Consider the following 24,959-nt stretch of genomic DNA (forward strand, 5'->3'; position numbering starts at 1 on the left):
ATAATATAATACTTCTATGTTCCGGCACAACTTCATTGATCGATTGCTTAGTTTATATGAGAATGGAGGTTTGACCGTTTATTTATGAAGATACTTCATTATTTTAAGCAGAAAAAAGTTTCCAAATCAGCAAAGTCAAAAAGCTATCCTATTATCGATATATCAATAGATCAAGTTCGAAATGCAATAAGAACCTTTACAGAACGATTGCCAAAAGGTGTTTATCGGACAATTCTTGTCAACGAAGAAAATGAGATTGATTTTAATCAACTTGCTCATATCCTTGGCGGTCTGCCGTCAGAAAAATATTATATGTCAAAAGAAACATATGATTTATTTACAGAAAATGAAAAAATCATCGCATTTGAAATGGATCTCGTTCAGAAGGCTGTTGATCAATATCTGAAGGAATATAATGAGTTCCCTATTCTCTCATTTGACCCGCTGCGAAGAATTAATTATTTCGAATTAAATCAAAAGCAACTTCTTAAAATTCAGCCGCAAACTCAATTTTATTTGACTGATTTAGATGGAATGGTGACACATGTCAACCCAAGTTCAAAGGCTACTAAAAGATAAGTGTCCAAACTTTGAAATAGCCTATAAATTTTATAGTACACTCCTCTTTTACCGGTCACAATTCTATCGCTACTTAAGGGACCGGTCCCCCTTTTTCTCCTTCAACTGACACGACTTGCACCCTTAATTCCGATTAACCCCAACGTCAAAAAATATAGACCTTTTTTATGAAATTATCTATAATAATTATTTGTTCTATTTAAGAAAAATTGCATTTCTTAACCAAATTGAGATAATAGATATAGACTATAATAAAGGATGAGGAACAAACATGTTAAAGCGCTCCAATAATTCGCAGTACTTAGCTACCATTTCTCTTGCTATCATGGCATTCGGATTTGTCGGCACTATGCCAATTCAGGATTCACTTTGGGGAATCATTCTGCAAGGTGGATTTGAAGCAGGATTAGTCGGTGGTTTAGCCGATTGGTTTGCGGTGACCGCTCTCTTTCGGCATCCCTTAGGTATTCCAATTCCGCATACTGCCCTTTTACCAAAGAATCGGACCAAAATTACAAAGAAAATCACCTCGATGTTAGAGAATGATTGGCTGACAAAGGAAAGCATAAAAGAAAAAATAAGTACTGTTCAATTTACACAGGTGTTGCTTCCTCTAATCGAAAAGGAAGTACACTCAGAAGCAGTTAAGAATACCAGCATTAGATTGATTCAAAGAGCCATTCAATCCATTAATCTAAATCAACTTGTTCCTCTGATTGAACAAGAATTAAAAAAACAATTACAAGCACTTGATCTAAAATCAGTTTTGTCAAAGGCTGTTGATCAAATTTCAGAGCGAAGATACGATGAAAAAGCGTTAGACTATCTTTTAGATGAAATTGATCAATGGGCTAATCAAGATAGCACCAAGAATAGACTTGGTAAAATGGCTGTTGATGCCATTGAAAACATTAAGGCTGATGGTATTATGCAGTTTGCATTAAAATCATTTAGCAGCCTTGTAAACGAAGAAAAACTAGGGAATATTATTCAGTCGCTTATCCAAAAAGGGGTAAGCAGCTTCCGTGAACCTTCCAATCAAAATAGACTTACATTACTTTGGAACATTCAAACAAAACTGCAAAGTTTAAAAACAGACGAAAAGTTCATTGGAGAATTAAATGGGTGGATAACAGAGCTTGTAAATGAGTGGCAGCCAGAGAACAAAATACTTGAATTTCTTACCAACTTAAAGCAAAAGGCTTTAGACTTTGTCTTACTGCCTGGTTTTTATGATAATTATATTCTTCCTTTCCTAATTAATTCATTGAGTCATCTTAAAAATGATTCAGACAAACTGAATCAAATCGAAAATTGGCTGCAAATGCAGTCTTATAAGCTAGTTGAAAAGAACCATTCAAAAATCGGAACATTGGTCGAAGAAAATCTTGACAAACTGGATGACAAAACACTAATTGAAATGCTTGAAACAAGTATTGGGAAAGACCTTCAGTGGATTCGCGTAAATGGAGCGATCTGCGGGTTTTTTATTGGACTTGTCTTAGTCGGAATAAGAACATTGTTTTAGAACAAGGCTGACTTGATCAAATCAAGTCAGCTTTTATATTTAATAAATCACTGCTTGTCCCTTTAAAAGGCTGTTCTTTTTTTATAGACATCCACATATTTAGTACTGTAGTAATTTTTTTTTAAAAAAAGGAGGTAGTATGATGGGTGTTAAGTTGATTAAGATTTCGGTTGTTTATTTCGTCATTGGGGTATTAATTGGCATGTATATGTCGATGGCAGAAAAGTTCACATTAACCTCGGTCCATGTCCACATTAATCTTTTGGGCTGGATGTCATTGGCGCTTGCTGGTTTAATTTATGTTGCATTTCCAAGTGCTGCAGAAACGACATTGGCTAAGCTTCACTTCTGGCTGCACAATATTGGACTCCCTATAATGATGATTGCCCTTGCCTTATTGATATTCGGAGTTGCGTGGGCACACATATTTGTAGCAATCGGTGGTGTTTTAGTTGTTCTTGCTATCATCCTTTTCGCAATTAATATTTTCAAAAATGTAAAATCCGCTTAATGACCTAATTTTACCTTATCCTACTAGAAAAGACTGTCTTGTATTTTCAAGACAGTCTTTTCTATCCCACAATGAGCTCGGTCATTATCTATGTGATTATTACAAACTGTTTCTGTAAACATAAGGGTCTTTCGGTTTGCTAATGATTTTGTAGCTTGTCACTTTTAATACAGGAATTTTTGTTTTCATCTGTGGATAATAGACTGTATCCATTGTTCCTGTTACCTGATACCACTGATCATTTGGGATATGAATATTATTTGGGAATTGAATCATTAATCCAAAGGCTCCAGAGTCTGCAACACAGTGAATGATCCCAAATCGAAGTAAAAATAGTTGGTTGGCTTGTAATCCAGGGCCATTGTAAGAAAATCCTTGCATGGTAAGAGTTTTCCCTGCAAAATCCCCTGAATAATTATACATAACTTCTAACCCTACTAAAAAGTCTTGATCTGTTAAAGTAATATTTTTTTTAACATAAGATTTAGACTCTTTATTGACTAAATCATGAAAATCAGCTTGGTTCATAAATTTACTCATATCAGGATTTAGAACTTGGTGCGTCCCGTACTGATCATTTCCGTCTTCTAATGTGGGAAATGAAAACCCCTTCGCATCCACTAACTGGGAGTCAAGAGTAGCAACGGGTAAAACAACACCTGATATAGCAGGTATTAACACTACCGTGTAAGCCAAGTATTTCTTTATCTTTTTTCCAGTTGATAGTTTGTTTTTTCCGTGCTCATGGTCCTGATTGTGGTTACAATCACAATCATGTTGTTTCTCTTTTTTTTCACCAGAAAAGTATAATTTAATTCCTTCCACAATTGTTAGAAAGAATAAAATGTAGATCATACTGTACGATAGGAATGAGTATTTTACGTTTATATATTTTGCAATGTTTCCTGTGGTGTGCAGCATAAAAAACAAGTTTGTAGTAAGTATCAAAATAAGGACTCTGTACATCATCCCACATCCTTTACAATAAAAGTGAGCCAATGAATACAAATGATGAAATTAACGAAACTAATAGAACAACAAATTTTGGTTTAAAGGAGCCAAACATCATTAGTAAGTTTTTAATATCTACCATAGCACCAAACACTAAGAAAGAAACGATTGAAGTTTGGGGGGAAAAATTACGAAAAGAAGACGCTACAAAAGCATCAGCTTCCGAACAAATCGATAAGATAAAAGCCAAAGCCATCATAACCAAAACAGCCGTTACATGGGTACCGCCTAGTGTTGTCAGAATCCTTGTTGGAACATAAACCTGCATAGCAGAAGCAATTAATGAACCCATCACCACAAACTTACCCATATTAAAAAATTCGTCAATGGTATGGGTAATAACACTAATTAATTTTTGCTTGGTATTTTGATGAGAATGGCTGTGAACATGCTCATCATTATTTATTTTTAATTGATTGTCTTTAATAACAAAAGAAAGTACAATCCCCGTTGCCACTGAGACACCAATAGCCAAACCTGCACGGTACCAAACCATCGTCCAGCTCTCACCAAAAGCGATAAATGTTGCGAATAATACAATCGGATTGATAATAGGACCCGAAAGCATGAAAGAAATAGCGGAAGATAAAGGCATCCCCTTTTTCACTAAACGAGCCGTAATCGGAACAATCCCACATTCACAACCTGGAAATAATACACCTATTAAACTAGCAGTAATAACAGATAAAAATCGATTTTTAGGCATAATTCGAAGCAGTGTATTTTCAGAAACGAAAACTTCAATTAGTGCCGAAACAAAAGCCCCGATGACAATAAAAGGGATAGCTTCTATGATAATACTTATAAAAATCGTATTTAATTGTAATAAACGATCCATGGAAGTTCCTCCTGTGATAAAACACAATAGGTTTATTTAAAAAACAAACTCTATCCTATCAGATTTAACAGGAAATAGATATGTTTTCATTTTCCTTAAGTGGTAGATAACTAAAATAGTAGAAGTATTCCCCTTTTTCCTCTTAAATACATAATACACAATTGTTGTGACAAAAGTATTAACAAATCTCAAAAAATATCATATTTATTATGTTGAAAGAGGAAAAAAGCGGCCCCTTTACAACAGGAGCTGCGTTTACTTGCTTAGAAAAAACCACCGCAGATATTTGCACCAGTTCGAGTTCTTTCTTTATGGCCGAAATGGCCGCAGGCTTTTATTTCTTAATTTTGCTTTTTCTAAATCTGTCTTACTGTAATCATGGTTATAAATGGCTGCTTCCCAATCACCGTACATTGGATTTGGAAAAACAATTAGCTTCTTACCAAATTCATTTTTGTGTCTTTCTGCATTAGTGATTCGTTCCGATGCAGATAATTCATCAAAACCATTGAAATCTCCAAGGTTATCCCCAAATAATAAAACGATATCATGCGTTCTAGCTACTAGCTTCCGTCGTGATTCTTTTCCATTTTCGCCTTTTTGCTGTAATAAAACATGGTCTTCATCTGCCATAGGTGCTCCAACTTGTTTTAAGTTCCGGATTGTCGCTGCCTTTTGACCCTCATTCCGATTCGATATGTAATAGATCTCTGCACCCTTCAAATTAGCATATTTTAAAAATTCAACTGCACCTGGAAGCGCCTTTGCACTTGCTTGATTGACCCATTCATCCCAATTCTCAGGGAAGGCTTTTCCTGTTTGAACATTTAATGCAAAACATGGACTATTATCTAGGATTGTTTCATCAATGTCGAGGACGATTGCGGGTTGCAAAACTTTATTTTTTGGATCCTTTGCTAAAATCTGATTCAATCTCATTTTTCCAATCGTATATCCTTGGTAATACAACGCCCTCACTTCACCTGATGTTTGAAACCAAAGCACTGACATCGTATTTGGATCCTGACGTTGAGCTGATGGGGCGACAGACTGCTCTGCCTGAGCATTCACACTAGATAGTAAAAATGAAAGAGTGGAGATAAATAGAAATCCTGATATTTTTTTCATAACATACAAACCTCCTTCATGGATTCAAGGTTAGTATGCAACAAAGATAATATTTTTATCTAAATGATACTATCAGTTAACGTATCTGTAATGCTTTGTTTACATCGGATCCTTACGTGATTTTTTCAAATTCCCCATTATTATTATTGACAATTTTATGCAAGGTGCTAGTATTAACTTTGTAATCAATTTAACTAAATACGCTTATCCGCTAGGGGTGCCTTTTTAAAGGGCTGAGATTGAAGTATTACTTCGGGACTCTATGAACCTGACCTGGATCATACCAGCGTAGGGAAGTGGAAGACAGATTTTAATGTTATTTGACCTTAAATCTCCAGCCACCTTCTCTACACAAGAGTAGGTGGCTTTTTGTTTCCTCCCTTTCCGGATAAGTTGAACCAAAAAGAGGTGAAACTCATCAAGCATAGCTCAAAAGAACTTCATGTAGTTTCAAACGGAAAAATGTCAATGGAGCAACTTGCGGACATTTTAGCTGATATCCATCCTTTTGTTACGGCAATTCATTTAAGGGAGAAACAAAAATCGGCACGGGAATTGTATCAAGCCATCCAATTACTATCAAAAAGAAATATTCCTTTATCAAAAATAATCATTAATGACCGTGTTGATGTTGCCCTGGTTACAGGTGTGGCCGGTGTTCAATTGGCTTATCACAGTTTAGAAACGACGACCGTCAAAAAGTGTTTTCCACAATTAACTGTGGGCTATTCGATCCACTCTCTAGAAGAAGGCCAGCAATCTGAACAGGATAGAGCAGAATATGTGATCTATGGTCACATATTTCCTTCTAAGTCAAAGCCGGGTTTGACCCCAAGAGGACTAGATGAATTAAAAAGGATTACTAGCTTACTAGACATACCCGTCATTGCGATTGGCGGTATTACTCCTAAAAATACCTTTCAGACAATGCAGGCTGGTGCCAGCGGGATTGCCGTTATGTCGGGGATTTTAGAGGCACTAGACCCGTTATCTGCAGTAAAGGCTTATAAACAAGCTTTAGAAAATGGAGATGAATAAAGTGGGAAACTCTTATGATGTTGTTATTGTAGGCGGAGGAGTAAATGGTTCCTCAATTGCCTACCAACTTTCCAAAATGGGAAGAAGAGTCCTTATGCTTGAAAAAGGCACCCTGGCTTGTCAGGCTTCCAGTGCTGCAGCGGGCATGTTGGCGGCTCAGGCAGAGATTGAACAGGATGGTCCGTTTTTTCAATTAGCGTTAAAAAGCCAGGCCATGTTTCCTTCGATTGCAGCCGAACTATTTGAATATACGGGAATTGATATTGAGTTAATTAAAAAAGGAATGTTAAAAATCGCTGAAAGCGAAGACATTGCCGAGGAATTAAAAAAACAGGTTCCGTTCCAACGTAATTGGGATCCAGACATTCATTGGCTGGATTCTAAGCAGGTTCTGGAAATGGAACCGGCTCTTACTCCAACTGTTCTGGGGGCCATGTACCTTCCTCATGACGGGAATGTGATGCCAGCTAAATTATCGCTTGCCTTTGCTAAAGCAGCTGAACATTTCGGAACAGAAATCCGTGAGCATACAGAGGTCGTTTCGTTTATTTGTGAAAATGGCCGGGTAACAGGAGTAAAAACAACAGATGAGGTGTTCTCTTGTGATCAAGTCGTTGTGGCAACAGGCGCCTGGGCATCTGAGTTGATGCGTGAAACCGGCATAGACATTACTGTTTACCCTGTTAAAGGGGAATGCTTTTCTGTTAAACCTGAACAGCCGATTATTGGGAGGACCATATTTTCCGGTAAACGCGGGTATTTGGTACCAAAACGAAATGGTGAAATTTATATTGGGGCTACTGTGGTTGAAAATCCAATTGAAAATAGAGTAACGGCTGGTGGAATTGCTGAAATAGTCGATAGAGCGATTAAGATCGTTCCTCAGATAAAAGATGCACCATGGGAGCGGGTTTGGTCAGGAATAAGACCGCAAACAGGTGATGGATATCCATATATTGGTGAACATCCGCATTGGAAAGGATTATTTGTTGCAGCCGGCCATTTTCGCAATGGAATCCTATTAAGCCCAATTACCGGTAAGTTAATAGCTCAATTACTTGACGGCAGCTGCAAAGATGAGCCACTTCTTTCGGTTTTCCGCCTGAATCGGGCTCAAAAAGTGGTGCTTTAGGAGGATGAAAATTGGAAATTATCGTGAATGGAGAACGGTTACAGGTACCTGAGCAAATTGTCTATGTATCGGATCTGCTGGACCATTTCAAGCTCCAGGATAAAGTAGTGGTTGTTGAGATTAATGGAGACATTTTAGAAAAAAACGAACATCAAAATACCCGATTATCTGATCGGGATCGTATTGAAATTGTACATTTTGTTGGAGGCGGTTAATATGTTAAAAATTGGTCCTTATTCATTTCAATCCCGTTTATTGCTTGGAACGGGTAAATATCCAAACTTTGATATTCAAAAGCAGGCAGTAGCTGAAGCAGAGGCAGAAATCCTAACATTTGCAGTCCGAAGAATGAATGTATTTGAAGCGAGCCAGCCTAATTTTTTAGAAAAGCTGGACATTAGCAAATATAAATTATTGCCGAATACAGCCGGTGCGAAAAATGCTAAAGAAGCAGTCAGGATTGCCAAACTCGCTAAGGCAACCGGGCTTTGCGATATGATTAAAGTGGAGGTCATTGGCGATGACAAAACATTGCTTCCAGACCCGATTGAAACTTTAAACGCAACAGAGGAATTAATTAAGGAAGGGTTTATTGTTCTCCCTTATACTTCCGATGATGTTGTATTAGCAAGAAAATTGCAGGAATTAGGCTGCCATGCCATCATGCCGGGAGCATCACCAATCGGATCCGGACAGGGTATCATCAACCCTATAAACCTAAGTTTTATCATTGAACAAGCAATTGTCCCTGTTATTGTTGATGCCGGAATTGGCTCCCCAGCTGACGCAGCAATGGCCATGGAATTAGGAGCAGACGGTGTCTTACTGAATACAGCTGTCTCTGCCGCAAAAGATCCTGTTAAAATGGCCAAAGCAATGAAACTGGCCATCGAAGCCGGGCGTCTGGGCTTTGAAGCTGGAAGAATTCCTAAAAAGCAATACGCAACAGCAAGCAGCCCAACAGAAGGAATGAGTATCGGGTGAACGAGCGCTATTCACGGCAAACATTATTTACCCCAATCGGTGAAACAGGGCAGGAGAAAATCTCCCGAAAGCATGTACTAATCATTGGTGCCGGCGCTCTTGGCACAGGGAATGCCGAAGCACTTGTCCGCTCAGGAATCGGCAAGCTGACAATCGTTGATCGTGATTATGTAGAATGGTCCAATCTGCAGCGCCAGCAGCTATATGCCGAAGATGATGCCAAAAACCGAATTCCTAAAGCAATTGCGGCTAAAAATCGCTTAGAGGCGATTAATTCATCTGTTACAGTTGAGGCTGTGATTGCGGATGCAGGAGCTACAGAACTGGAAGATTGGGCACAGCAGGCAGACCTGATCCTCGATGCAACCGATAATTTTGAAACAAGAATGATCATAAACGATGTGTCGCAGAAATACCAAGTACCTTGGATCTATGGCGCTTGTGTCGGCAGCTACGGAATTACTTATACGATTATTCCCGGAAAAACACCCTGTCTTTCCTGCTTAATGGAAACTGTTCCTTTAGGAGGATTAACCTGCGATACGGCCGGCATCATCAGCCCAGCCGTACAAATGGTTGTTTCCTATCAAGTAAGCGAAGCACTAAAAATTCTCGTTGGTGATCTGGATTCACTTCGAAACAAGTTAGTATCGTTTGATTTGTGGAAAAATCAATATAGTGCGATTTCCATAGAGAAAATGAAAAAAGAGCATTGTCCCTCATGCGGAAAAGAACGGTCTTATCCTTTTTTATCCTACGAAAACCAAACAAAAACAGCCGTTTTATGCGGGAGAGACTCTGTTCAGATACGACCTGCCACAAAAGTCGAGCGTGACTTGGAAGCATTAGAAAAGGTTTTAATCGGGCAAGGTGGAACGATACAGCGAAACCCTTATCTTTTATCCTTTAGCATAAACAATCACCGATTAGTGTTCTTTAAAGATGGAAGAGTGTTAGTGCACGGTACAAAGGATATTGCTGAAGCGAAAACACTATACAACAGATACTTGGGCTAGATGATAAAAGGAGCCATAGCGGCTCCTTTATTCATGTATAAACTCTTATTTTGTTTTCGAAGCTAATTCCTTCAGTGCATCCGTAAGCTGATTATTCAAAGAACTTAATGCCTGTTTATCAAGTGTTGCTGCCTGGGAACCAGCAATCGTTGGGTCCAAATATTTTTCTATTTTTCCATAGAGAGCTTTATTTTCCTTTTTTACATCGTCTTCAAATACTTTCCATTGATCTTCTAATTTTGGACCAACTTCTTTTACCTTTGCTTGGTCACCGCTGTCAATGGCTTTTGACAATTGCTTCGTTGTATCCAGCATCTGGTTGACACCATCAGAAACCTTACTATTATTTGCCCCACATCCTGCTAAAACAAATACACTCACAAGCATGAGGGATAAAAGCATTGTTGTTAATCTCTTCATAAAATAAGTCCTTCTTTCTCCATTTTTTTAATTATTCCTTGCTGCTATCATCTTTTTACTACTATACTTTTTCACTAGAACAATAATCACCGCAGCGATAATTAATAACAGTTGTGGAATTGTACTCTCCCATGATGGGTATAATGCGAAGAAATCAATACTTGGTACGTTTTCCGCATTTGTCGTTGGAATCAATCCGGCTAATTGTAAACTGTGGATGCCCATGCCTGTAAACTTAATACACAAGTAAAACACGATCACACTAGACACCATAAAGAACGGCCGAAGCGGCAATTTCAACCCAACATAAATCATTAAATAGGCTAAGACTCCAAGTATAACTGCTCCAATCACAAAGCCGATCAGCAGCGATTGAAGCTTAATTTGACTAGCCATTCCTATATAAAACAAGACTGTTTCTGTACCTTCACGGAAAACTGCAAGAAAAGCGAGGACACCTAAAGAAATAAGCTTTCCAGTAGTTATTGCAGTTTGGCTTTTCTCCCGTATATATCGGTTCCAATCTGCGATATTCGATTGGCTATGGAGCCAATAACTCATATACAATAACATTACGGCTGCAAATACACCTGTCCACCCGCCAATAAGGAAATTGTTATTGCCAAATGCACCAGAAGAAATAACAAACTTGACAATCAAAGCAAGAATAACACTAACTCCAAGTCCTCCTAAAACGCCTGACCAAATCCAAACCTTTCCCTTTGTGGACTCGGATTTATTCACAAAGGAAAGAAGAGCAATGACGACAAGCAATGCTTCTAACCCCTCACGCAAAAGGATCATCGCCGCATCCCAATAAGTGTATTCAGATTTGCTAGCTAATGGGGTTAAATACCCAACCATGTTATTAATGGTCTTATTCGCCTGATTATAATCTGGTGGATTTGCAGTAAGCATGGCTTGAATTGTAGCCAAATCTCGTTCAGAATCACTATAGACAGATGCAGATTGCGCAACAACTACCCCTTCTACACTTAACCAACTATTACTTGCTTTCTGAATACTTTCAAGCGCTTGCGTTTGGTCATGATCTTTGACCTCCTTCTTGGTTTGTTGAAGAAGAAGGATAAAATCATCTAACGTTATGTCTTCTTGTTTACTTACGGACTCCTTTGGATATCCACCACTTGCTACTTTTTCGTTTACTGCTTTTAGCTCGTTTAAAGCCTGCAATACTTGATCAGGCTTCTTTAACGTAAAAGCATAAACAACCTTTCCCATATTTGATTCGATATCACGATAAGCCGTGGCAGAGTCTTTTTTTATTCCTCCTTCAATTTCTCTCCATGTTTTGTCAAATTGGTCATAGGCATTCTGTGCTTCTGGTAAATTTCCACTTGAAGTATACTCGATTGCCTTATCGACAAATTCCTCTGCCTTTCTTATATCGTCTTTGGAGTTTCCGGCAGCAAATGTAGGATTATGTACAATAAATCCCATGGTTAATAGAACAATAGATAGTTTAATGAAAAAACTTTTCCCCATAAGACCATTCCTTTTCAAATTCCTAGTGAAATGATAATGAATATCAATACCATTTATAAGAATATTTTAATGGTAAATGATAATGATTGTCAATTAGATTTTTACTTTGATACTATATTGACACAAATCACATGATAAAGAACCAACTGTTTTCCCATAAAATTAGTGGTGCCTCACACAATGTGATGATTCATTAATGCTAATACAAGTGCATATTTAATTTCTTTTAAGGAAAACTATAAAGAAAATTCGCCGACTGGCGATGACAGAGTCGCAGTTGGATTTTTGTGTGAGAAATTTATGAATATAAATTTTGAATCACTAAAAAAAGTATGTACATTTTGGAGGTTTATTATGAAAAACGAGGAAGAAAATATTAGTGAAGGCTTGAATCAAATTTTTGAAATAATCAATGCCAAGGGTGATGTGGGCGAACTGAAAGAAATAGTTGACCAATCTGCTAATACGGAAAGTGAAATTCTGGATCAATAGAAATTTTAGAATTTAAAAATGGAACTTCCCTTCTTGGGGATGTAAAATACATAAGAACGTTATTTTTTGGAGGATGCTTGTTATGATTGTTAATCCCGCTTATTTGGGTATATGGCTTCTACAAATGGTATGTATTTTATTCCCCATGCTTTTATACCAATCTTTCTTTCGAAAAAAATTTGGACAGAAAAAAATTCAAAAACAAATTCTAGGTATCCTATGCGGCATTTCAATTATCATTTGTATGACGTTTCCATTAACTTTTGATAAGGATTTTCGTTTAGATTTTCGCTTTATCCCTTTAATTATTAGTTTTTTTTATGGTGGGTACTCTACAGGTCTTATTTTAACTGCAATAATGATGATTTATCGCTTCCTGCTTGGCGGTCAAGGCATGTATTTAGAAGGTCTAGGAATCCCCTTTTTTTCTCTAGTAATTTTTACAATCATCCTTCCACGCTATAGTAATTGGCAGCAAAACAAGCAAATTTTCTTTTCCTATTTATGCTTAACCCTGTCTATTCTCTTTTTCGTTTTCGAAACACAATTTCTAGATGAATATGTTTATACAAGACATGAGCTTTTTCTTTGGGTGATTTTTTGTATTTTCAATTATATTACCTTCTGGATGGTATTGTATCTGCAAACCTCTCTGAAAGAAATGGAGCAAATGAGTACAAAGGTAATTCAATTTGAAAAAAGTCATGCCATAAATCATTTATTAGTTTATATTTCTCAACAAATTTTCTCGCCTATTTTATCTTCAAAGGAATCATTAAAGCAGATGACGGAAGATTCAAGCCTTACATCTGATCAATCGTTCTATCTAACTCAAGCTCTAAACGAATTAAATCAGGCAGAGCATTCGTTAAGGGATTATGTGACGATTATGGATCCGCAGCAACATGATCAAGATTCAATCAAGTTGACACAAATGATTCAAGAGACTGTTCAAATGATTCATCCTTTCTCAGCCATTCATAATGTTGAACTGCAGTTTTTATCTACTGCCGAAAATGATTTAACGCTTAGGGATTACTCGCTCTTAAGGTTTGCCCTATTAAACCTTATAAAAAATGGCGTTGAGGCCTGTCCCCCAGGTGGCAGAGTAGATGTCTTTCTTCATGAATTAATCGACCAGTTTTATATAATAATTGAAGATAATGGGCCGGGACTTTCAGCTGAAGTATTATCTCATTTAGGAAAACCGCTTCATTCAGGCAAAGAAAATGGAACAGGATTAGGAATTGCCGTAGCCTATAAAATTACAGAATCTTTTGGCGGGAAAATTGAAGTTGAATCCAAAAAAGGCATAGGCACCACCTTTAGCCTTTATTTTCCAAAAAAGAACTTCATGCTTGACCACAAAAAGAAACAAGTCACCTCAAACTAACGAGGAGACTTGTTTTTTGGTTCGAAAGCTTTACTATTTGTGGGTGTGAGTATAGTTTCCTTTAACTATTTGCCTCTTTATATAGGAAGTCTTATCTTCAGAAATAAAACGACTATTTGAAAGGAGGCTCTTATCCTTTAGCTTAACCTGCAAGTGCTGCAGAATCTTTATTAAACCTTCTCTGCGTATTTCATCAATGTTAAATTTTATACCATATTGAAGAATATCATCATCTACTTCACCTGACCATACAATATGGCCATTAATTTGGAAGTTGCCTAAGAAAATTTCGGTTGTAAATCGAAGAATGATATCCTCTTTTTTTGGTAACTTTATAGTTGATAGAAAACATAATCCCCCTGGTCCTATATTATCAATTAATACTTTTGTACTTCCAATATTTAAGGTTTTTGTTCCAATTCGTTCAATTGTCATATCAGCTTCTAAAGGATATTCTAGATGTACACGAAAATATTCTCTTTTATTTAGGTAAGGATGATTTATTTTACTTTCCGGAACCCATTTCCCTTGTTTTAGCAGCTGGACGAATTTATGTTCCTCGATTGGCCTGCTAAATAAATATCCCTGGATTTCTTCACAAGCTAGTTTTTTTAACACTTCAATCTGTTCTGCTGTTTCAACCCCTTCTGCTACAACTGATTTCTTTAACTTTTTGCAAAGCGCGATGACGGCTGCAACAATTTCATAACTAGCATTTTTTTTCTGCATTTCCTTTATCAGACTTCTATCAATTTTGATGGTATCACATGGAAATTTCCACAAATAATTGATAGCCGAATAGCCTGTCCCAAAGTCATCGAGTGCAAGGGAAATTCCTAACTTCTTTATTTGCGATAACACTTTTAATGCTTGTTCTTCTTTATCAATGATCACTCTTTCAGTGATTTCAAACTCAATCCACTTTGAATCGAGATTTTCCTTCTTTAATACGGAAGAAACCATCTCGATAAAATTAGACTGAAGTAGCTCTAACGCTGATAAATTAATTGATACTTTTTTAATAGCTACCCCTTCCATTTGCCATTTTTTCAATTGCTGACAAACCTTTTGAAACATCCATGCACCGATCGGAACAATTAAGCCTGATTCTTCTGCCATAGAGATAAATTCATCTGGTGAAACCAAACCCCATCGTGGATGATTCCAACGAATCAGTGCTTCTGCTCCCGTAATATCATTATTCTTTGGATCAAAACGGGGCTGAAAGTAAATACTGTACTCATCATTTAGTAACGCTTGTTTTGAATCATTTCTTAATGTAAATTGTTTAAAGATATGTAAATCCATGGTAGAAGAAAAGAGTTGGAACTGATTCTTGCCATTATGTTTGGCCCGGTACATAGCCATGTCTGCATGTTTTAATAGCGCCTCCATAGTTTCGCCTGAAAATGGATAAACACTTATACCTACACTAGCAGTAATAAAAAAGTTGTTACCTTGAACGTTGAATGGCTCTTCATTAATTAGCGAAATCAGATTGTTTGCCTGTATGCTAACTTCTTCGAGGTTGTTAATCTCCGGCAGCAGAAGAACAAATTCATCTCCACCGGGTCTGCAAAGGATACCTTCATTTGCAAATGAACGTTTAAGTCTGGAGGACATACTTTCAAGCAGTTGATCTCCTATACTATGTCCAAAGGAATTATTTACATATTTAAACTCATCTATATCTATTAACAATAACGCTAATGAGGTATTATTTCCTTTTGCGCGAATAATTTCCTTTCTAAGGAGATTTTCAAAAAATCTTCTATTTGGTACTCCTGTTAAAAAATCATAATAAGCCATCCGTTTCATTTCTTCGGAAATCTTTTTTTGCTTTGTGATGTCTCGAAAAGTAAAAGTAATTCCGTTTAGCAATGGATCTTTTAAATAATTTGTTGCATGAAATTCTACCCAAATAGAATTACCCTTTTTATTTTTAACTTTTATTTCCATTCGAACTGATAAACCTGGACTCGTAATAAGAGCTTTTAATGTATTTTTAGTTTTCATTAAGTGTTCATCCGCAATAAAGTCAAAAATACTCTTACCAATAATCTCCTGTGGATGGTATCCTAATTGCTTTTCAAAACCTGAATTCAAAAAACTAAGGTTTCCGTTTTGATCCATGCTGCCAATAGTATCGTTAGTATTTTGAATAATTGCCTGTATCTGTTTATCTCTACGGGCAACTTGATTCTCCATTATTTTCTGTTTAGTTATATCTGTCCGGAGCGTTAAGAATTGGTAAGGCTGTTTGTCTTTATTCAATATAGGAAATATAGTAATAAAATTCCAGACCGTTGAACCATCCTTCCTTTTGGCGGTCATTTCTCCCTTCCATATCTCCCCTGCTAAGAGAGACGCCCATAATTCATGATAAAACTCATTAGAGTGAATTCCTGTTTTAAATATCTTTGTATGTTTTCCGATGAGTTCATCAGGCTGATAACCAACATTCTTACAGCAGTTATCATTTAGATAGAGTATGACTCCATTACTGTCAGTAATTAATAGAATTGCTTCACTGTTTATAGCTTTATTAATTTTATCAAAATCAAAAATTAAGGGATCAATAGTATAATTACTTGAGATCAAAGAACTTTCTTCTTCAGAATGCCCTATCCATTGTCTGTGGAAAAGGGATTCAGTTAGTTTTTCTGTCAACAACTGGTCAGTGCTTTTGCCCCCAATATCGTTAGGAAGGGTCAAATTACTTCTTTCGGACTCTCCGGAATGTTCCATAAGTCCCTCCTTTTTTCCGCATTTTTCTTTTATTTTATTGGGATTTTATATTCTTAACTAGGATTAAAGTCACATATTTTGAAATAATTGGTCTATTATTCGTAAGATTACTAAAGGAACAAAAGCACAAGCGCCTGTATAGCGACGTATGGACTGGAGCACACCGACTAAGATAAAGGAAACACGAAGAGCGTTAGCGCATTCGTGCTTTACTTATCGTAGGGAGGTGAGCGAAGTACACTAGTCGCTAGGAGCTGGACAAAGAATTAAACTTCATTCAAAGTTATCAACAGAGTAATCTTTTATAATTTCCTTAACAGTAAAAAAAAAGCCGGAAGGACCCGGCTTTTCTTTCTATTGGAAATTTTCATTTGTACTTCCCATCATTCCTTGACCATTGCTATTGCTGCAAGCGCCGTTTTGTCCATGCATTTGTTCAAAAAGTGCCTTTAATTGCTCATCGCTTAGGTCTGGATGCATCTTCTTCATATAGGGGAGCATTTCTTCAAAGCTGACATTTTGGTTTTGCATAAACTGCTGCCTATTCCCTATATTTGTTGTGTTCATCATTTGTGTTATTTGGCCTCTGTCCATCCCCTGCTCCATGAGATAAACCGGATCTTGTGTTTTTTCCTGTGCATTCGCCAAAGCGAAACCGGTTCCCCCTGCTGCGATTAGACCTACAGCAAATATACCTGTTATCAAATTCTTTTTCACTTCTCCCCACTCCTAATATAAATTTTTTTTGATCATCTCATAATCCTCAATCGTTATTTCCCCTCTAGCTAGCCTTACTTTTACGGTTTCTAGTGGATCTATTGTTTGCTTTGTCTTGGGATCAACATCTGTGCCTTTCTGATTAAAAAGTAAATAGATTGCCAATCCAATAAGTATTAGACCTATTAACATCATTTCTCTTCCACCTCACTTTTAGTGTAATTAAAAATGATGAAAAAAGTATTGAGGAATTTTTACATCGCTTTTTCAAAAATCACATTAGAATAATTTTCTTTAACGTTTCGTACTCTTCGGTTGTGATTTCCCCTTTTGCCAGCCTTTCATTTAATATGGCCAGCGCCTGGGAACCTTGATGGTTTTTATGTCTTCGTGGTCTTTTAACAATTAAATAAACAAGTAACCCGACAACTAAGATAATGATTAGCATTGGCAGCAAACCACCGCATCCATAGCCGACATACCCATGAACAAATCCATGCCCCATCATATGCTTTTTCCTCCCTGGATTTTTATTTACATCTTAACTATAAAGATAAACTATGAAGAAAATATGGAGAGAGCAAAAGTCCCGAATTACCGGATTCCTCCGGTAAAGAATCAGTATCTGGATTCTAGGTCTACTCCTGCTTCGAAATCATTAACCCATTTTCATCATGTTTAACCTTGAGCCGACGTACTTTTTGCAATGCTTTATTCTTAGCATGCTTTTGCAGGCAACGAAGCATGCTAAACAATAGAGAAATCAATGAAAAGGGTGTTCATTATTTTAAGAATTCTGTTCAGGATAAAGCAATCCCTTGACTTAACCCTCCCTTTTCATTAAACCATTTTGGTATCAGAATAGATTAAGGAAATTATTTTACTCTTTCGAAAATGTTAACAAAATGTTTCTTATTTTTATCGTAAAATAAATATGTGTATATATTAAGTTAAGAGGACGTGAGTTATGGAGGAATTAAAATGTCGGTCACTGTCACTTGAATTGCAGGCTTTGCGATCTTTAAACACAAGAATGGACTTATCAGTAGAAGCAAGAAAGCACTATTCAAACCTTGAAAAAGGGTATCAGGGGGAGATAATGTTCGACCAATTAACGCACAAACTCAATTGTGATGTGCTAGTAATAAAGGACTTATGTCTTGAGTTTAACAACACGACTTTTCAAATTGATACTCTAATTATTTCGCAAGAAACGATCTACCCCTTCGAAGTAAAAAACTATAAAGGTGATTTTTATTACGAGTCAGAAAGTTTTAAAACGTTAGTATCCAAGAATGAAATTCTGAATCCTTTGTACCAATTAAAGCGCTGCATGATCCTGCTTCAGCAGTTTCTCCGCAGCATTGGGGTTCACATGCCAATTAAAGGTTACGTCGTCTTCATTAACCCCGAGTTCACTTTATACCAGATCCCTCTAAACGCACCGATTATTTACCCGACTCAGCTCAATCACTTTATGAAAACATTAAACCAGACCTCCTCAAAACTTAGTAGCCGCCACAGGAAACTGGCGGCGCAATTAATCTCCATGCACAAAACAATATCTCCCTACAAACAATTGCCGCCCTATACGTTTGGACAGCTAAAAAAGGGAATTCTCCATCCTGTTTGCCATTCATTTGTTGTCTCCCGCGGGGAAAGGAAAGTATTCTGCGAGAAATGCGATTGCGGAGAAGATACAGATACTGCAATTTTGCGGAGTGTGGGGGAATTAAAACTTCTTTTTCCTGATATGAAGATTACAACTAATTGTGTATATGAATGGTGCGGGGGGATTGGGTCTCATAAGAAGATTAGAAGGCTATTGAAAGAAAACTATAAAATGATTGGGGTTAGGCAATGGACCTACTTTGAATGACTTTGAGTTATTAATGTCTCTTAATTACTTTTTTACTCATATCCAGTCATTTAGCAAGACCGGTCATTCATGTACTCGATGAGTGACTTTGTCTGCTCTTTTTTGCCTAGACCGGTCATTCATGCGCTCGATGAATTACCCTGTTTGCTTTTTTTTGCCTAGCCAGGTCATTCATGCGCTCGATCTTGTTTGCTTTTTTTTGTCTGGCCAGGTCATTCATGCGCTCGATGAATTACCTTGTTTGCTTTTTTTTGTCTGGCCAAGTCATTCATGCGCTCGATGAATTACCTTGTCTACTCTTTTTTGCCTAGCCAGGTCATTCATGCGCTCGATGAATTACCCTATTGGCTTTTTTTGCCTGGCCAGGTCTTTCATGCGCTCGATGAATTACCCTATTTGCTTTTTTTGCCTGGCCAGGTCTTTCATGCGCTCGATGAATTACCCTATTTGCTTTTTTTGCCTGGCCAGGTCTTTCATGCGCTCGATGAATTACCCTATTGGCTTTTTTTGCCTGGCCAGGTCTTTCATGCGCTCGATGAATTACCTTGTCTGCTCTTTTTTGCCTGGCCAGGTCTTTCATGCGCTCTTCGAATGACCTTGTCTGCTCTTTTTTGCCTGGCCAGGTCTTTCATGCGCTCGATGAATTACCCTGTCTACTCTTTTTTGCCTGGCCAGGTCATTCATGCGCTCGATGAATTACCCTATTTGCTTTTTTTGCCTGGCCAGGTCATTCATGCGCTCGATGAATTACCTTGTCTACTCTTTTTTGCCTAGCCAGGTCATTCATACGCTCGATGAATTACCCTGTTTGCTTTTTTTGCCGGCCAGGTCATTCATGCGCTCGATCTTGTTTGCTTTTTTGTCTGGCCAGGTCTTTCATGCGCTCTTCGAAAGACCTTGTCTGCTCTTTTTTGCCTAGACCGAGCTTTACCGTCGTTTCTTTTTTATACTTTCTCGAATGATCCAAAATAGCATTATAACTCCGGCAATTATAATTGCGAGCCAAAAGGTTTGACTAAACCAATAATACATATGATGGAACATCATTTGCCTCCCCATCATCATTCCCATCATACTCGGGGGAAACCACATCATTCTGATCACAAAAAGAAGAAATGAAAGTCCGAGGAAAATTAATATTCCCAAAAAAATGGCCACTAATAACCGTTTCATCTTTCTCACCTTTATTCTACTTTATATCCAATGCCCCAGACGGTTTTGATAAGTGTTTTTTCAATCCCCGAAGCATGTAATTTTTCCCTGAGATTTTTAATATGAGAATCAATGGTGCGATCATCTCCTAGAAAGTCAATCCCCCAAATCAGTTCAACCAATTGTTCCCTTGTAAACACACTCCCTCTATGTTTAATAAGCACCTCCAGAAGATCAAATTCTGTCTGTGTTAAATTCATTGCATGTTCTTGGTAGAAGACAACCCGAGCTGATTGATTAATAAGCAATCCTTTGTATTTAAGAACGTCATCATTTTCACTAGAATTATGTGATCTTCTTAGTAAAGCCTTTACTCGTGCCATCAATTCAGCTTCCTCAAATGGTTTTACAAGATAATCATCGGCGCCGGCGGTCAAACCCAACACTTTATCCTCTACCGCAGCTTTGGCAGTCAATAAAATAATGGGAATGCTTGAAACCTTCCTGACTTGTTTAATTGTTTCCCAACCATCCATGACTGGCATCATAACATCAAGGATCATCAAATCATAATCGTTTAATAAAATCTTTTCATACGCCTCTTTCCCATTTTGTGCTTCTTCGATAAAGCAGTTTTCCTGCATCAAGTAGATGCGCAGCAGCTGCCTCATTTCCTTTTCATCATCCACAATTAGGATCCTGTTCATTATTCCAACTCCTTAGGCAAATAAATAGAGAATGTCGAACCTTGATTTTCGATGCTTTCAACCTTTATTTCGCCATGGTGGGATTCGACGATTTGTTTCGCTATGTATAACCCCAATCCAGTCCCACCTGTTTTTCTTCCCCTTGACTTTTCAATCCGATAAAATTGGTCCCATATTTTTGATATCTCCATCTCGGGAATCCCCATGCCCGTATCACGGATCTCAATAACCACAAAATCATTTTTTATAAAAGAATGAATGTCTATTGATCCGAAATCTGTATATTTAATCGCATTTTCAACAAGATTATAAAGAACTTGTTCGATCCTTTGGACATCAATAAGAAATGCGGGGACCTGTAAGGAAAAATTCGTATTCAGCTCGAGCCCCTTTTTTGCCGCGGTAGGCTTAAGGCTGGAAGCAACTTTTTCAACGATTAAATTAATGTTTGCCATCTCTTTCTGCAGCTGGAACCTTCCTACTTGAAGCTTACTCATTTCAAACAGATCATTCACCAGAAATGAAATCCGTTTGGCTTCCCTATTAATAACTGCTAAATATTCCGCTTGTTCGTCACTGTTTTTGATTATTCCTTTAATAAGGACATCACTGTAACCTTTAATATAGGTTAATGGTGTCCGAAGCTCGTGGGAGACGGCAGACAAAAATTCATTTCTCGTATCCTCATAATATTGCAGCTGTTCTCCTAGTTTCTGAATTGAATTGGCAAGCTGGGCAATTTCATCATTTCCTTTTGAAGGAATATCCTGTTTATAAAGTCCCTGAGCCAATTTGTTGGTTGCTTCCTTCATCAATAAAAGTGGCTGAGTTATCTTTCTTGAAAGAATACCAATTATCCCGAAAGCCAAAAACACAATACCAATGCTGGTAACTAGAATAAGTATTTTTAAAACTGAAACCGTCTCTTTTAAAATATCTGTCGGATAATACATGTATATATAGCCTTTGATTTTGCCAATTGTTGAAATAGTGATGATGTATTTACTCTTTTTCCAATCATTTGTAACAATCTCATTTAATGTTTTTTTGTTTTTTAAGAGATGCTTTTTCATCTCTACATCTGGGGGAACTGAGGATCCGATAATGTTTTGATCTTTATCAGTGATTACTATCCCCGTTTCCCCACCCTTCTCCATTGATACAATATGATTTAGCATTTCCTGGCTGTAATCCTCCTCAAGTGCTTTCGCATGATTACTTCCGCGAACTAATAAATCACTGCTGACAAAATCAACAAATAAATTTGTGAAAACACCATATAAAATGGTGCCTTGAATCAATAGTAAGATTAGAAAAACACCGCTAAACAAAAAACCAAGCTTTAGCGAAATACGGTTTAAAATGGTTCTTCCTCTCATATTGCAACTCCCTAAAAATTTAGATATTATCTGTTTAAATAGTAACAGGAAACTATGAAGAAAGTTTGAAAAAATATAAAAGTGCGAAGTCCGAATCTTTCATTTTTTTGGATCTAGACAAATGAAAAGACAGTAAAACAAGTTACTGTTCTACTGCCTTACTCATCCTATAAATATTTCCGATGCACACTCTTCCCATCATACGTAAACAGCATGTTCCTCTCTTCAACCATTGTCTCCATATGGACAGGCCTTCCCCAAAGCTGATGGATATATGGCAATACCTTTTCTAAGTACTTTACATCTAATTCAACACCTTCATACCAATGCTTCAAGTAGAGTTCACCGTTTTTCAGGTAGTCTCCATCATCAACCGTAATATACGGAAACCCTCCATTAACCCTCATATTCACAAGCTGGTCGCGAACCTCTTCCCACTGTTTATCAACAATTTTATAATCCCTTCCTTGTTTTTGGAACAGATACATATCCTCCCTCAGGACAAGATCCTTTGTTAAATAATTGCGAAGGAAAGAAATATCGGATTCGATTTCACGGACTTCAAATATTTTTTCTCGGCCGGAATCTGGCTTGGCACCTCTTCTTATCATTTCCTCAGTCGGATTATTGTAACGTTCTTCAATATCTTCATAAATTTTAATTCCTAAATAATAAGGGTTTATCCCTGTTTTTGAAGGCTGTACAACCCCGGCATTTAGTTTAGCAAACTCAATTGCTTCTCCACTCGTTAAATCCATTTCCCTTAAAATGCGCTGATGCCAATAAGATGCCCAGCCTTCATTCATGATTTTTGTTTCCAGCTGCGGCCAAAAGTACAGCATTTCTTCACGCATCATCGTCAATATATCCCGCTGCCACTCTTCAAGCTCCCTGCTATAGGATTCAATAAACAGGAGCAAATCCTTTTCCGGTTTAGGCGGGAACTTTTTTCTAAACGACTTTTTCTCTTCATTACCTTTTTTTTCATCCAACTTCCACAGATCATCATATGGCGTTGCAATCGGTCGATCTTCCGACTCTTCTGCATCTTCCATGGACCAAGACAATTTTGGCCGCATTAAAGATGGATCGATATGTTCATCAATAGCTAAAACCGCGTCCAAAAATGTTTCTACTTCTTTTTTTCCGTATTTGATTTCATATTGGCGAATTCGTTCTGCAGTTGCCGCCATGCTTTCAACCATATCCCGCTTTGTATTGACGAAACGAACATTGTTTTTAAAAAAATCACAATGGGCAAGTACATGTGCGACGATCAATTTATTTTGAATAAGCGAATTAGAATCTAATAAAAATGCATAGCATGGATTAGAATTGATGACCAGTTCATAAATTCTACTTAATCCTAAATCGTAATGAAGCTTCATTTTGTAAAATTGCTTTCCGAAACTCCAGTGCGAGAAACGAGTTGGCATTCCATAGGCACCAAATGTATAAATGATATCCGCAGGGCAAATTTCATATCGCATGGGATAATAATCTAACCCAAATCCGCTGGCAATTTCAGTTATTTCACTAATGGCATATTCAAGCGCTTTTCGGCCTTCCACTTCCATCAGCCATTCCCCCTTTTCCTCTTACCACAATGTATGAAGAGAAAACGGGAATGATGAGACGAGAATGAGTAAAAAACGACAGAAACCTGAAAATTCATCTTATTTTTCTAGAAAATAAGGATAAAAATTTATTCCATAAACTTCTTTGCTTCCGTTGCAATCATCATACCGACATACTTGTTACGCTTCCACTCTTCTTTAAAAACCGTAAGTGGTGGATTCCTGTCACCAACAAGATAACTTATTTCAATTGTCATTGCCGGCCGATGGTACGTTGTGATAAACCAATCTGTAAAACCGCCCCCGATTGCTTTCTTTGGCGGCTTTGCTAACTTATATCCAGTTAGTTTTGCCACCTTTTTAGCAAGTATGCGATCACGGTTAAGATGATCTCCATTCTTATATCTCCAAAAAATTTCTCTCCCTGCTGTATGATAGGAAAGAGCAGCAATTGGCTGAATTTCCTCTACAAAATTCGTTAAGGCTACTACTTCTTCTGCTTCCATCGGTGCTTTACCTTTATAAAATTGGTACGATGGCCTATTTGGTTTTTGCTGAATCTTTTCCCATCCAGCGGGATATTGTCTGTTTAAATCCACTCCCATTCCGTTTGCTTTCCAGCGAATATAGTGATCCCAGCCTTCATTCATGAACATTAAACGATTTTGGTGTTCTGAGGGGAACATATTTATTTTATTTTGCTGAATGGAAACTCCGTCCGGATTTAGCATCGGGATAACCCAAATTGAAACTTCATTCAAAACATCCGTTTGATAAGCACCAATACTCAAATGATTTTGATAGGCTGCTGTGTAGGTCTGAAGCATTTTCATCAATATCACACTCGTTAGCCATTCACGCCCGTGATGAGCACCAATGAATAAGATATTTTTCTTTCCCTCACCCAATTTAACCGCGTAAATGTTTCGGCCAAAGTGAGTAGTTCCGATCGTCTTTATTTGTATGTTTTCATTGTATGTATTTTTAAGCCGCACCAAATCATCCTTTAGCACTTCATAGGAATAGGGTTTATCTGTTTGGATAACATTTGCTTCAGCCTTTGTTGCCAATAAAAAAGAAAACAACAATAGAATCCAAAACCACCTAAACATTTGTCCCCTCCAATTTTTATCCCATGTAATAGTTTACAATCCGCTTAAAACCTAATGCCCAACATTTTCTGTGAAAGTTCTTGGCAGAAAGTCATACACTATAATCAACTCC

26 protein-coding genes and 1 riboswitch are annotated in these 24,959 nt (G+C 37.4%); of the genes, 12 read left to right on the forward strand and 14 right to left on the reverse strand.

Going from position 1 to position 24,959, the window contains the following annotated elements; genetic code table 11:
• The first annotated feature begins 84 nt into the window (after positions 1-84).
• The 3 genes from JN080_RS15950 (at position 85) to JN080_RS15960 (ending at position 2,618) form a co-directional block, all read left to right on the forward strand.
• Positions 85-579, forward strand: a complete 495-nt coding sequence (locus JN080_RS15950) for a DUF3939 domain-containing protein (protein ID WP_256236988.1) — start codon at positions 85-87, stop codon at positions 577-579.
• A gap of 271 nt (positions 580-850) precedes the next feature.
• Positions 851-2,107: a DUF445 domain-containing protein gene (locus JN080_RS15955; RefSeq protein ID WP_256236989.1), complete on the forward strand. Its 1,257-nt coding sequence runs from the start codon at positions 851-853 to the stop codon at positions 2,105-2,107.
• Between the two features lie 142 nt (positions 2,108-2,249).
• The gene (locus tag JN080_RS15960) at positions 2,250-2,618 is read left to right on the forward strand and encodes a cytochrome-c oxidase (protein ID WP_256236990.1); all 369 of its coding nucleotides are present in this window, start codon (positions 2,250-2,252) and stop codon (positions 2,616-2,618) included.
• A gap of 99 nt (positions 2,619-2,717) precedes the next feature.
• Here JN080_RS15960 and JN080_RS15965 read toward each other — a convergent pair whose 3' ends face one another.
• The 3 genes from JN080_RS15965 to JN080_RS15975 all read right to left on the reverse strand — a co-directional run bounded on the left by JN080_RS15965 (position 2,718) and on the right by JN080_RS15975 (position 5,604).
• Entirely contained in the window at positions 2,718-3,584 is an 867-nt protein-coding gene (locus tag JN080_RS15965) for a TIGR03943 family putative permease subunit (protein WP_256236991.1), read from the reverse strand.
• A 13-nt stretch (positions 3,585-3,597) separates the two neighbouring features.
• Complete coding sequence (locus JN080_RS15970; RefSeq protein WP_375141673.1) at positions 3,598-4,485, reverse strand: permease; 888 nt, start codon at positions 4,483-4,485, stop codon at positions 3,598-3,600.
• A 291-nt stretch (positions 4,486-4,776) separates the two neighbouring features.
• Positions 4,777-5,604, reverse strand: coding sequence for a 5'-nucleotidase, lipoprotein e(P4) family (locus tag JN080_RS15975; RefSeq protein ID WP_375141670.1), 828 nt, complete (start codon positions 5,602-5,604; stop codon positions 4,777-4,779).
• Positions 5,605-5,798: 194 nt separating this feature from the next.
• A riboswitch (TPP riboswitch) is annotated at positions 5,799-5,907 on the forward strand.
• A gap of 57 nt (positions 5,908-5,964) precedes the next feature.
• On the opposite strand from JN080_RS15975, the gene tenI reads away from it, so the two are divergent.
• The 5 genes from tenI to JN080_RS16000 are packed head-to-tail and all read left to right on the forward strand — an operon-like array spanning position 5,965 to position 9,765.
• Positions 5,965-6,633, forward strand: coding sequence for a thiazole tautomerase TenI (tenI, locus tag JN080_RS15980; RefSeq protein ID WP_256236994.1), 669 nt, complete (start codon positions 5,965-5,967; stop codon positions 6,631-6,633).
• A complete protein-coding gene (gene thiO / locus JN080_RS15985) occupies positions 6,626-7,765 on the forward strand; it encodes a glycine oxidase ThiO (protein WP_256237048.1) in 1,140 nt (379 codons plus the stop codon). The genes tenI and thiO overlap by 8 nt, the downstream gene beginning before the upstream one ends.
• A gap of 11 nt (positions 7,766-7,776) precedes the next feature.
• Positions 7,777-7,980, forward strand: coding sequence for a sulfur carrier protein ThiS (gene thiS / locus JN080_RS15990; RefSeq protein WP_256236995.1), 204 nt, complete (start codon positions 7,777-7,779; stop codon positions 7,978-7,980).
• Position 7,981: 1 nt separating this feature from the next.
• Positions 7,982-8,749 (forward strand): thiazole synthase, encoded by a 768-nt coding sequence (locus JN080_RS15995; RefSeq protein ID WP_256236996.1) that lies wholly within the window; start codon positions 7,982-7,984, stop codon positions 8,747-8,749.
• The gene (locus JN080_RS16000; protein WP_256236997.1) at positions 8,746-9,765 is read left to right on the forward strand and encodes a thiazole biosynthesis adenylyltransferase ThiF; all 1,020 of its coding nucleotides are present in this window, start codon (positions 8,746-8,748) and stop codon (positions 9,763-9,765) included. The genes JN080_RS15995 and JN080_RS16000 overlap by 4 nt, the downstream gene beginning before the upstream one ends.
• Before the next feature lie 45 nt (positions 9,766-9,810).
• On the opposite strand, the gene JN080_RS16005 is transcribed toward JN080_RS16000, so the two are convergent.
• Both JN080_RS16005 and JN080_RS16010 read right to left on the reverse strand, forming a co-directional pair.
• Positions 9,811-10,185 (reverse strand): hypothetical protein, encoded by a 375-nt coding sequence (locus JN080_RS16005; protein WP_256236998.1) that lies wholly within the window; start codon positions 10,183-10,185, stop codon positions 9,811-9,813.
• A 27-nt stretch (positions 10,186-10,212) separates the two neighbouring features.
• A complete protein-coding gene (locus tag JN080_RS16010) occupies positions 10,213-11,691 on the reverse strand; it encodes an FTR1 family iron permease (protein WP_256236999.1) in 1,479 nt (492 codons plus the stop codon).
• 354 nt (positions 11,692-12,045) lie between these two features.
• Here JN080_RS16010 and JN080_RS16015 point away from each other — a divergent pair, with 354 nt between their 5' ends.
• Both JN080_RS16015 and JN080_RS16020 read left to right on the forward strand, forming a co-directional pair.
• Entirely contained in the window at positions 12,046-12,183 is a 138-nt protein-coding gene (locus JN080_RS16015; protein WP_256237000.1) for a hypothetical protein, read from the forward strand.
• A gap of 82 nt (positions 12,184-12,265) precedes the next feature.
• Positions 12,266-13,576, forward strand: a complete 1,311-nt coding sequence (locus tag JN080_RS16020) for an ATP-binding protein (protein WP_256237001.1) — start codon at positions 12,266-12,268, stop codon at positions 13,574-13,576.
• A 33-nt stretch (positions 13,577-13,609) separates the two neighbouring features.
• Here the strand turns inward: JN080_RS16020 and JN080_RS16025 are convergent, their stop codons facing one another.
• The 4 genes from JN080_RS16025 to JN080_RS16040 all read right to left on the reverse strand — a co-directional run bounded on the left by JN080_RS16025 (position 13,610) and on the right by JN080_RS16040 (position 17,549).
• The gene (locus JN080_RS16025) at positions 13,610-16,324 is read right to left on the reverse strand and encodes an EAL domain-containing protein (RefSeq protein ID WP_256237002.1); all 2,715 of its coding nucleotides are present in this window, start codon (positions 16,322-16,324) and stop codon (positions 13,610-13,612) included.
• Positions 16,325-16,678: 354 nt separating this feature from the next.
• The gene (locus tag JN080_RS16030) at positions 16,679-17,041 is read right to left on the reverse strand and encodes a hypothetical protein (protein WP_256237003.1); all 363 of its coding nucleotides are present in this window, start codon (positions 17,039-17,041) and stop codon (positions 16,679-16,681) included.
• A gap of 12 nt (positions 17,042-17,053) precedes the next feature.
• Complete coding sequence (locus tag JN080_RS16035; protein WP_256237004.1) at positions 17,054-17,236, reverse strand: SHOCT domain-containing protein; 183 nt, start codon at positions 17,234-17,236, stop codon at positions 17,054-17,056.
• A 79-nt stretch (positions 17,237-17,315) separates the two neighbouring features.
• Positions 17,316-17,549 (reverse strand): SHOCT domain-containing protein, encoded by a 234-nt coding sequence (locus tag JN080_RS16040; RefSeq protein ID WP_256237005.1) that lies wholly within the window; start codon positions 17,547-17,549, stop codon positions 17,316-17,318.
• A 459-nt stretch (positions 17,550-18,008) separates the two neighbouring features.
• On the opposite strand from JN080_RS16040, the gene JN080_RS16045 reads away from it, so the two are divergent.
• The gene (locus JN080_RS16045) at positions 18,009-18,920 is read left to right on the forward strand and encodes a nuclease-related domain-containing protein (protein WP_256237006.1); all 912 of its coding nucleotides are present in this window, start codon (positions 18,009-18,011) and stop codon (positions 18,918-18,920) included.
• Positions 18,921-19,157: 237 nt separating this feature from the next.
• Entirely contained in the window at positions 19,158-19,694 is a 537-nt protein-coding gene (locus JN080_RS16050; protein ID WP_256237007.1) for a hypothetical protein, read from the forward strand.
• A 153-nt stretch (positions 19,695-19,847) separates the two neighbouring features.
• Here JN080_RS16050 and JN080_RS16055 read toward each other — a convergent pair whose 3' ends face one another.
• From JN080_RS16055 to JN080_RS16075, 5 genes are all read right to left on the reverse strand, one after another.
• Positions 19,848-20,093 carry an alkaline shock response membrane anchor protein AmaP gene (locus JN080_RS16055; RefSeq protein WP_256237008.1) on the reverse strand — a complete coding sequence of 82 codons (246 nt, stop codon included), beginning with the start codon at positions 20,091-20,093 and terminating at the stop codon, positions 19,848-19,850.
• Positions 20,094-20,104: 11 nt separating this feature from the next.
• Entirely contained in the window at positions 20,105-20,779 is a 675-nt protein-coding gene (locus JN080_RS16060; RefSeq protein ID WP_256237009.1) for a response regulator transcription factor, read from the reverse strand.
• Positions 20,779-22,158 (reverse strand): sensor histidine kinase, encoded by a 1,380-nt coding sequence (locus tag JN080_RS16065; RefSeq protein ID WP_256237010.1) that lies wholly within the window; start codon positions 22,156-22,158, stop codon positions 20,779-20,781. The genes JN080_RS16060 and JN080_RS16065 overlap by 1 nt, the downstream gene beginning before the upstream one ends.
• 167 nt (positions 22,159-22,325) lie before the next feature.
• Positions 22,326-23,735 (reverse strand): SpoVR family protein, encoded by a 1,410-nt coding sequence (locus JN080_RS16070; RefSeq protein ID WP_256237011.1) that lies wholly within the window; start codon positions 23,733-23,735, stop codon positions 22,326-22,328.
• Between the two features lie 128 nt (positions 23,736-23,863).
• Complete coding sequence (locus tag JN080_RS16075; RefSeq protein WP_256237012.1) at positions 23,864-24,847, reverse strand: M14 family zinc carboxypeptidase; 984 nt, start codon at positions 24,845-24,847, stop codon at positions 23,864-23,866.
• Positions 24,848-24,959 lie beyond the last annotated feature (112 nt).

This window comes from Bacillus sp. EB600 (assembly GCF_024494385.1).
Classification (GTDB): Bacteria; Bacillota; Bacilli; order Bacillales; family Cytobacillaceae; genus JAEVLT01.

Excerpts from the sequence above, each read along its gene's own strand:
- JN080_RS15950 (WP_256236988.1), top strand. The coding sequence starts at position 85 with ATGAAGATACTTCATTATTTTAAGCAGAAAAAAGTTTCCAAATCAGCA.
- JN080_RS15955 (WP_256236989.1), top strand. The coding sequence starts at position 851 with ATGTTAAAGCGCTCCAATAATTCGCAGTACTTAGCTACCATTTCTCTT.
- JN080_RS15960 (WP_256236990.1), top strand. The coding sequence starts at position 2,250 with ATGGGTGTTAAGTTGATTAAGATTTCGGTTGTTTATTTCGTCATTGGG.
- JN080_RS15965 (WP_256236991.1), bottom strand. The coding sequence starts at position 3,584 with ATGTACAGAGTCCTTATTTTGATACTTACTACAAACTTGTTTTTTATG.
- thiO (WP_256237048.1), top strand. The coding sequence starts at position 6,626 with ATGAATAAAGTGGGAAACTCTTATGATGTTGTTATTGTAGGCGGAGGA.
- JN080_RS15995 (WP_256236996.1), top strand. The coding sequence starts at position 7,982 with ATGTTAAAAATTGGTCCTTATTCATTTCAATCCCGTTTATTGCTTGGA.
- JN080_RS16005 (WP_256236998.1), bottom strand. The coding sequence starts at position 10,185 with ATGAAGAGATTAACAACAATGCTTTTATCCCTCATGCTTGTGAGTGTA.
- JN080_RS16010 (WP_256236999.1), bottom strand. The coding sequence starts at position 11,691 with ATGGGGAAAAGTTTTTTCATTAAACTATCTATTGTTCTATTAACCATG.
- JN080_RS16015 (WP_256237000.1), top strand. The coding sequence starts at position 12,046 with ATGAAAAACGAGGAAGAAAATATTAGTGAAGGCTTGAATCAAATTTTT.
- JN080_RS16020 (WP_256237001.1), top strand. The coding sequence starts at position 12,266 with ATGATTGTTAATCCCGCTTATTTGGGTATATGGCTTCTACAAATGGTA.
- JN080_RS16025 (WP_256237002.1), bottom strand. The coding sequence starts at position 16,324 with ATGGAACATTCCGGAGAGTCCGAAAGAAGTAATTTGACCCTTCCTAAC.
- JN080_RS16035 (WP_256237004.1), bottom strand. The coding sequence starts at position 17,236 with ATGATGTTAATAGGTCTAATACTTATTGGATTGGCAATCTATTTACTT.
- JN080_RS16040 (WP_256237005.1), bottom strand. The coding sequence starts at position 17,549 with ATGATGGGGCATGGATTTGTTCATGGGTATGTCGGCTATGGATGCGGT.
- JN080_RS16045 (WP_256237006.1), top strand. The coding sequence starts at position 18,009 with ATGGAGGAATTAAAATGTCGGTCACTGTCACTTGAATTGCAGGCTTTG.
- JN080_RS16055 (WP_256237008.1), bottom strand. The coding sequence starts at position 20,093 with ATGAAACGGTTATTAGTGGCCATTTTTTTGGGAATATTAATTTTCCTC.
- JN080_RS16060 (WP_256237009.1), bottom strand. The coding sequence starts at position 20,779 with ATGAACAGGATCCTAATTGTGGATGATGAAAAGGAAATGAGGCAGCTG.
- JN080_RS16065 (WP_256237010.1), bottom strand. The coding sequence starts at position 22,158 with ATGAGAGGAAGAACCATTTTAAACCGTATTTCGCTAAAGCTTGGTTTT.
- JN080_RS16070 (WP_256237011.1), bottom strand. The coding sequence starts at position 23,735 with ATGGAAGTGGAAGGCCGAAAAGCGCTTGAATATGCCATTAGTGAAATA.
- JN080_RS16075 (WP_256237012.1), bottom strand. The coding sequence starts at position 24,847 with ATGTTTAGGTGGTTTTGGATTCTATTGTTGTTTTCTTTTTTATTGGCA.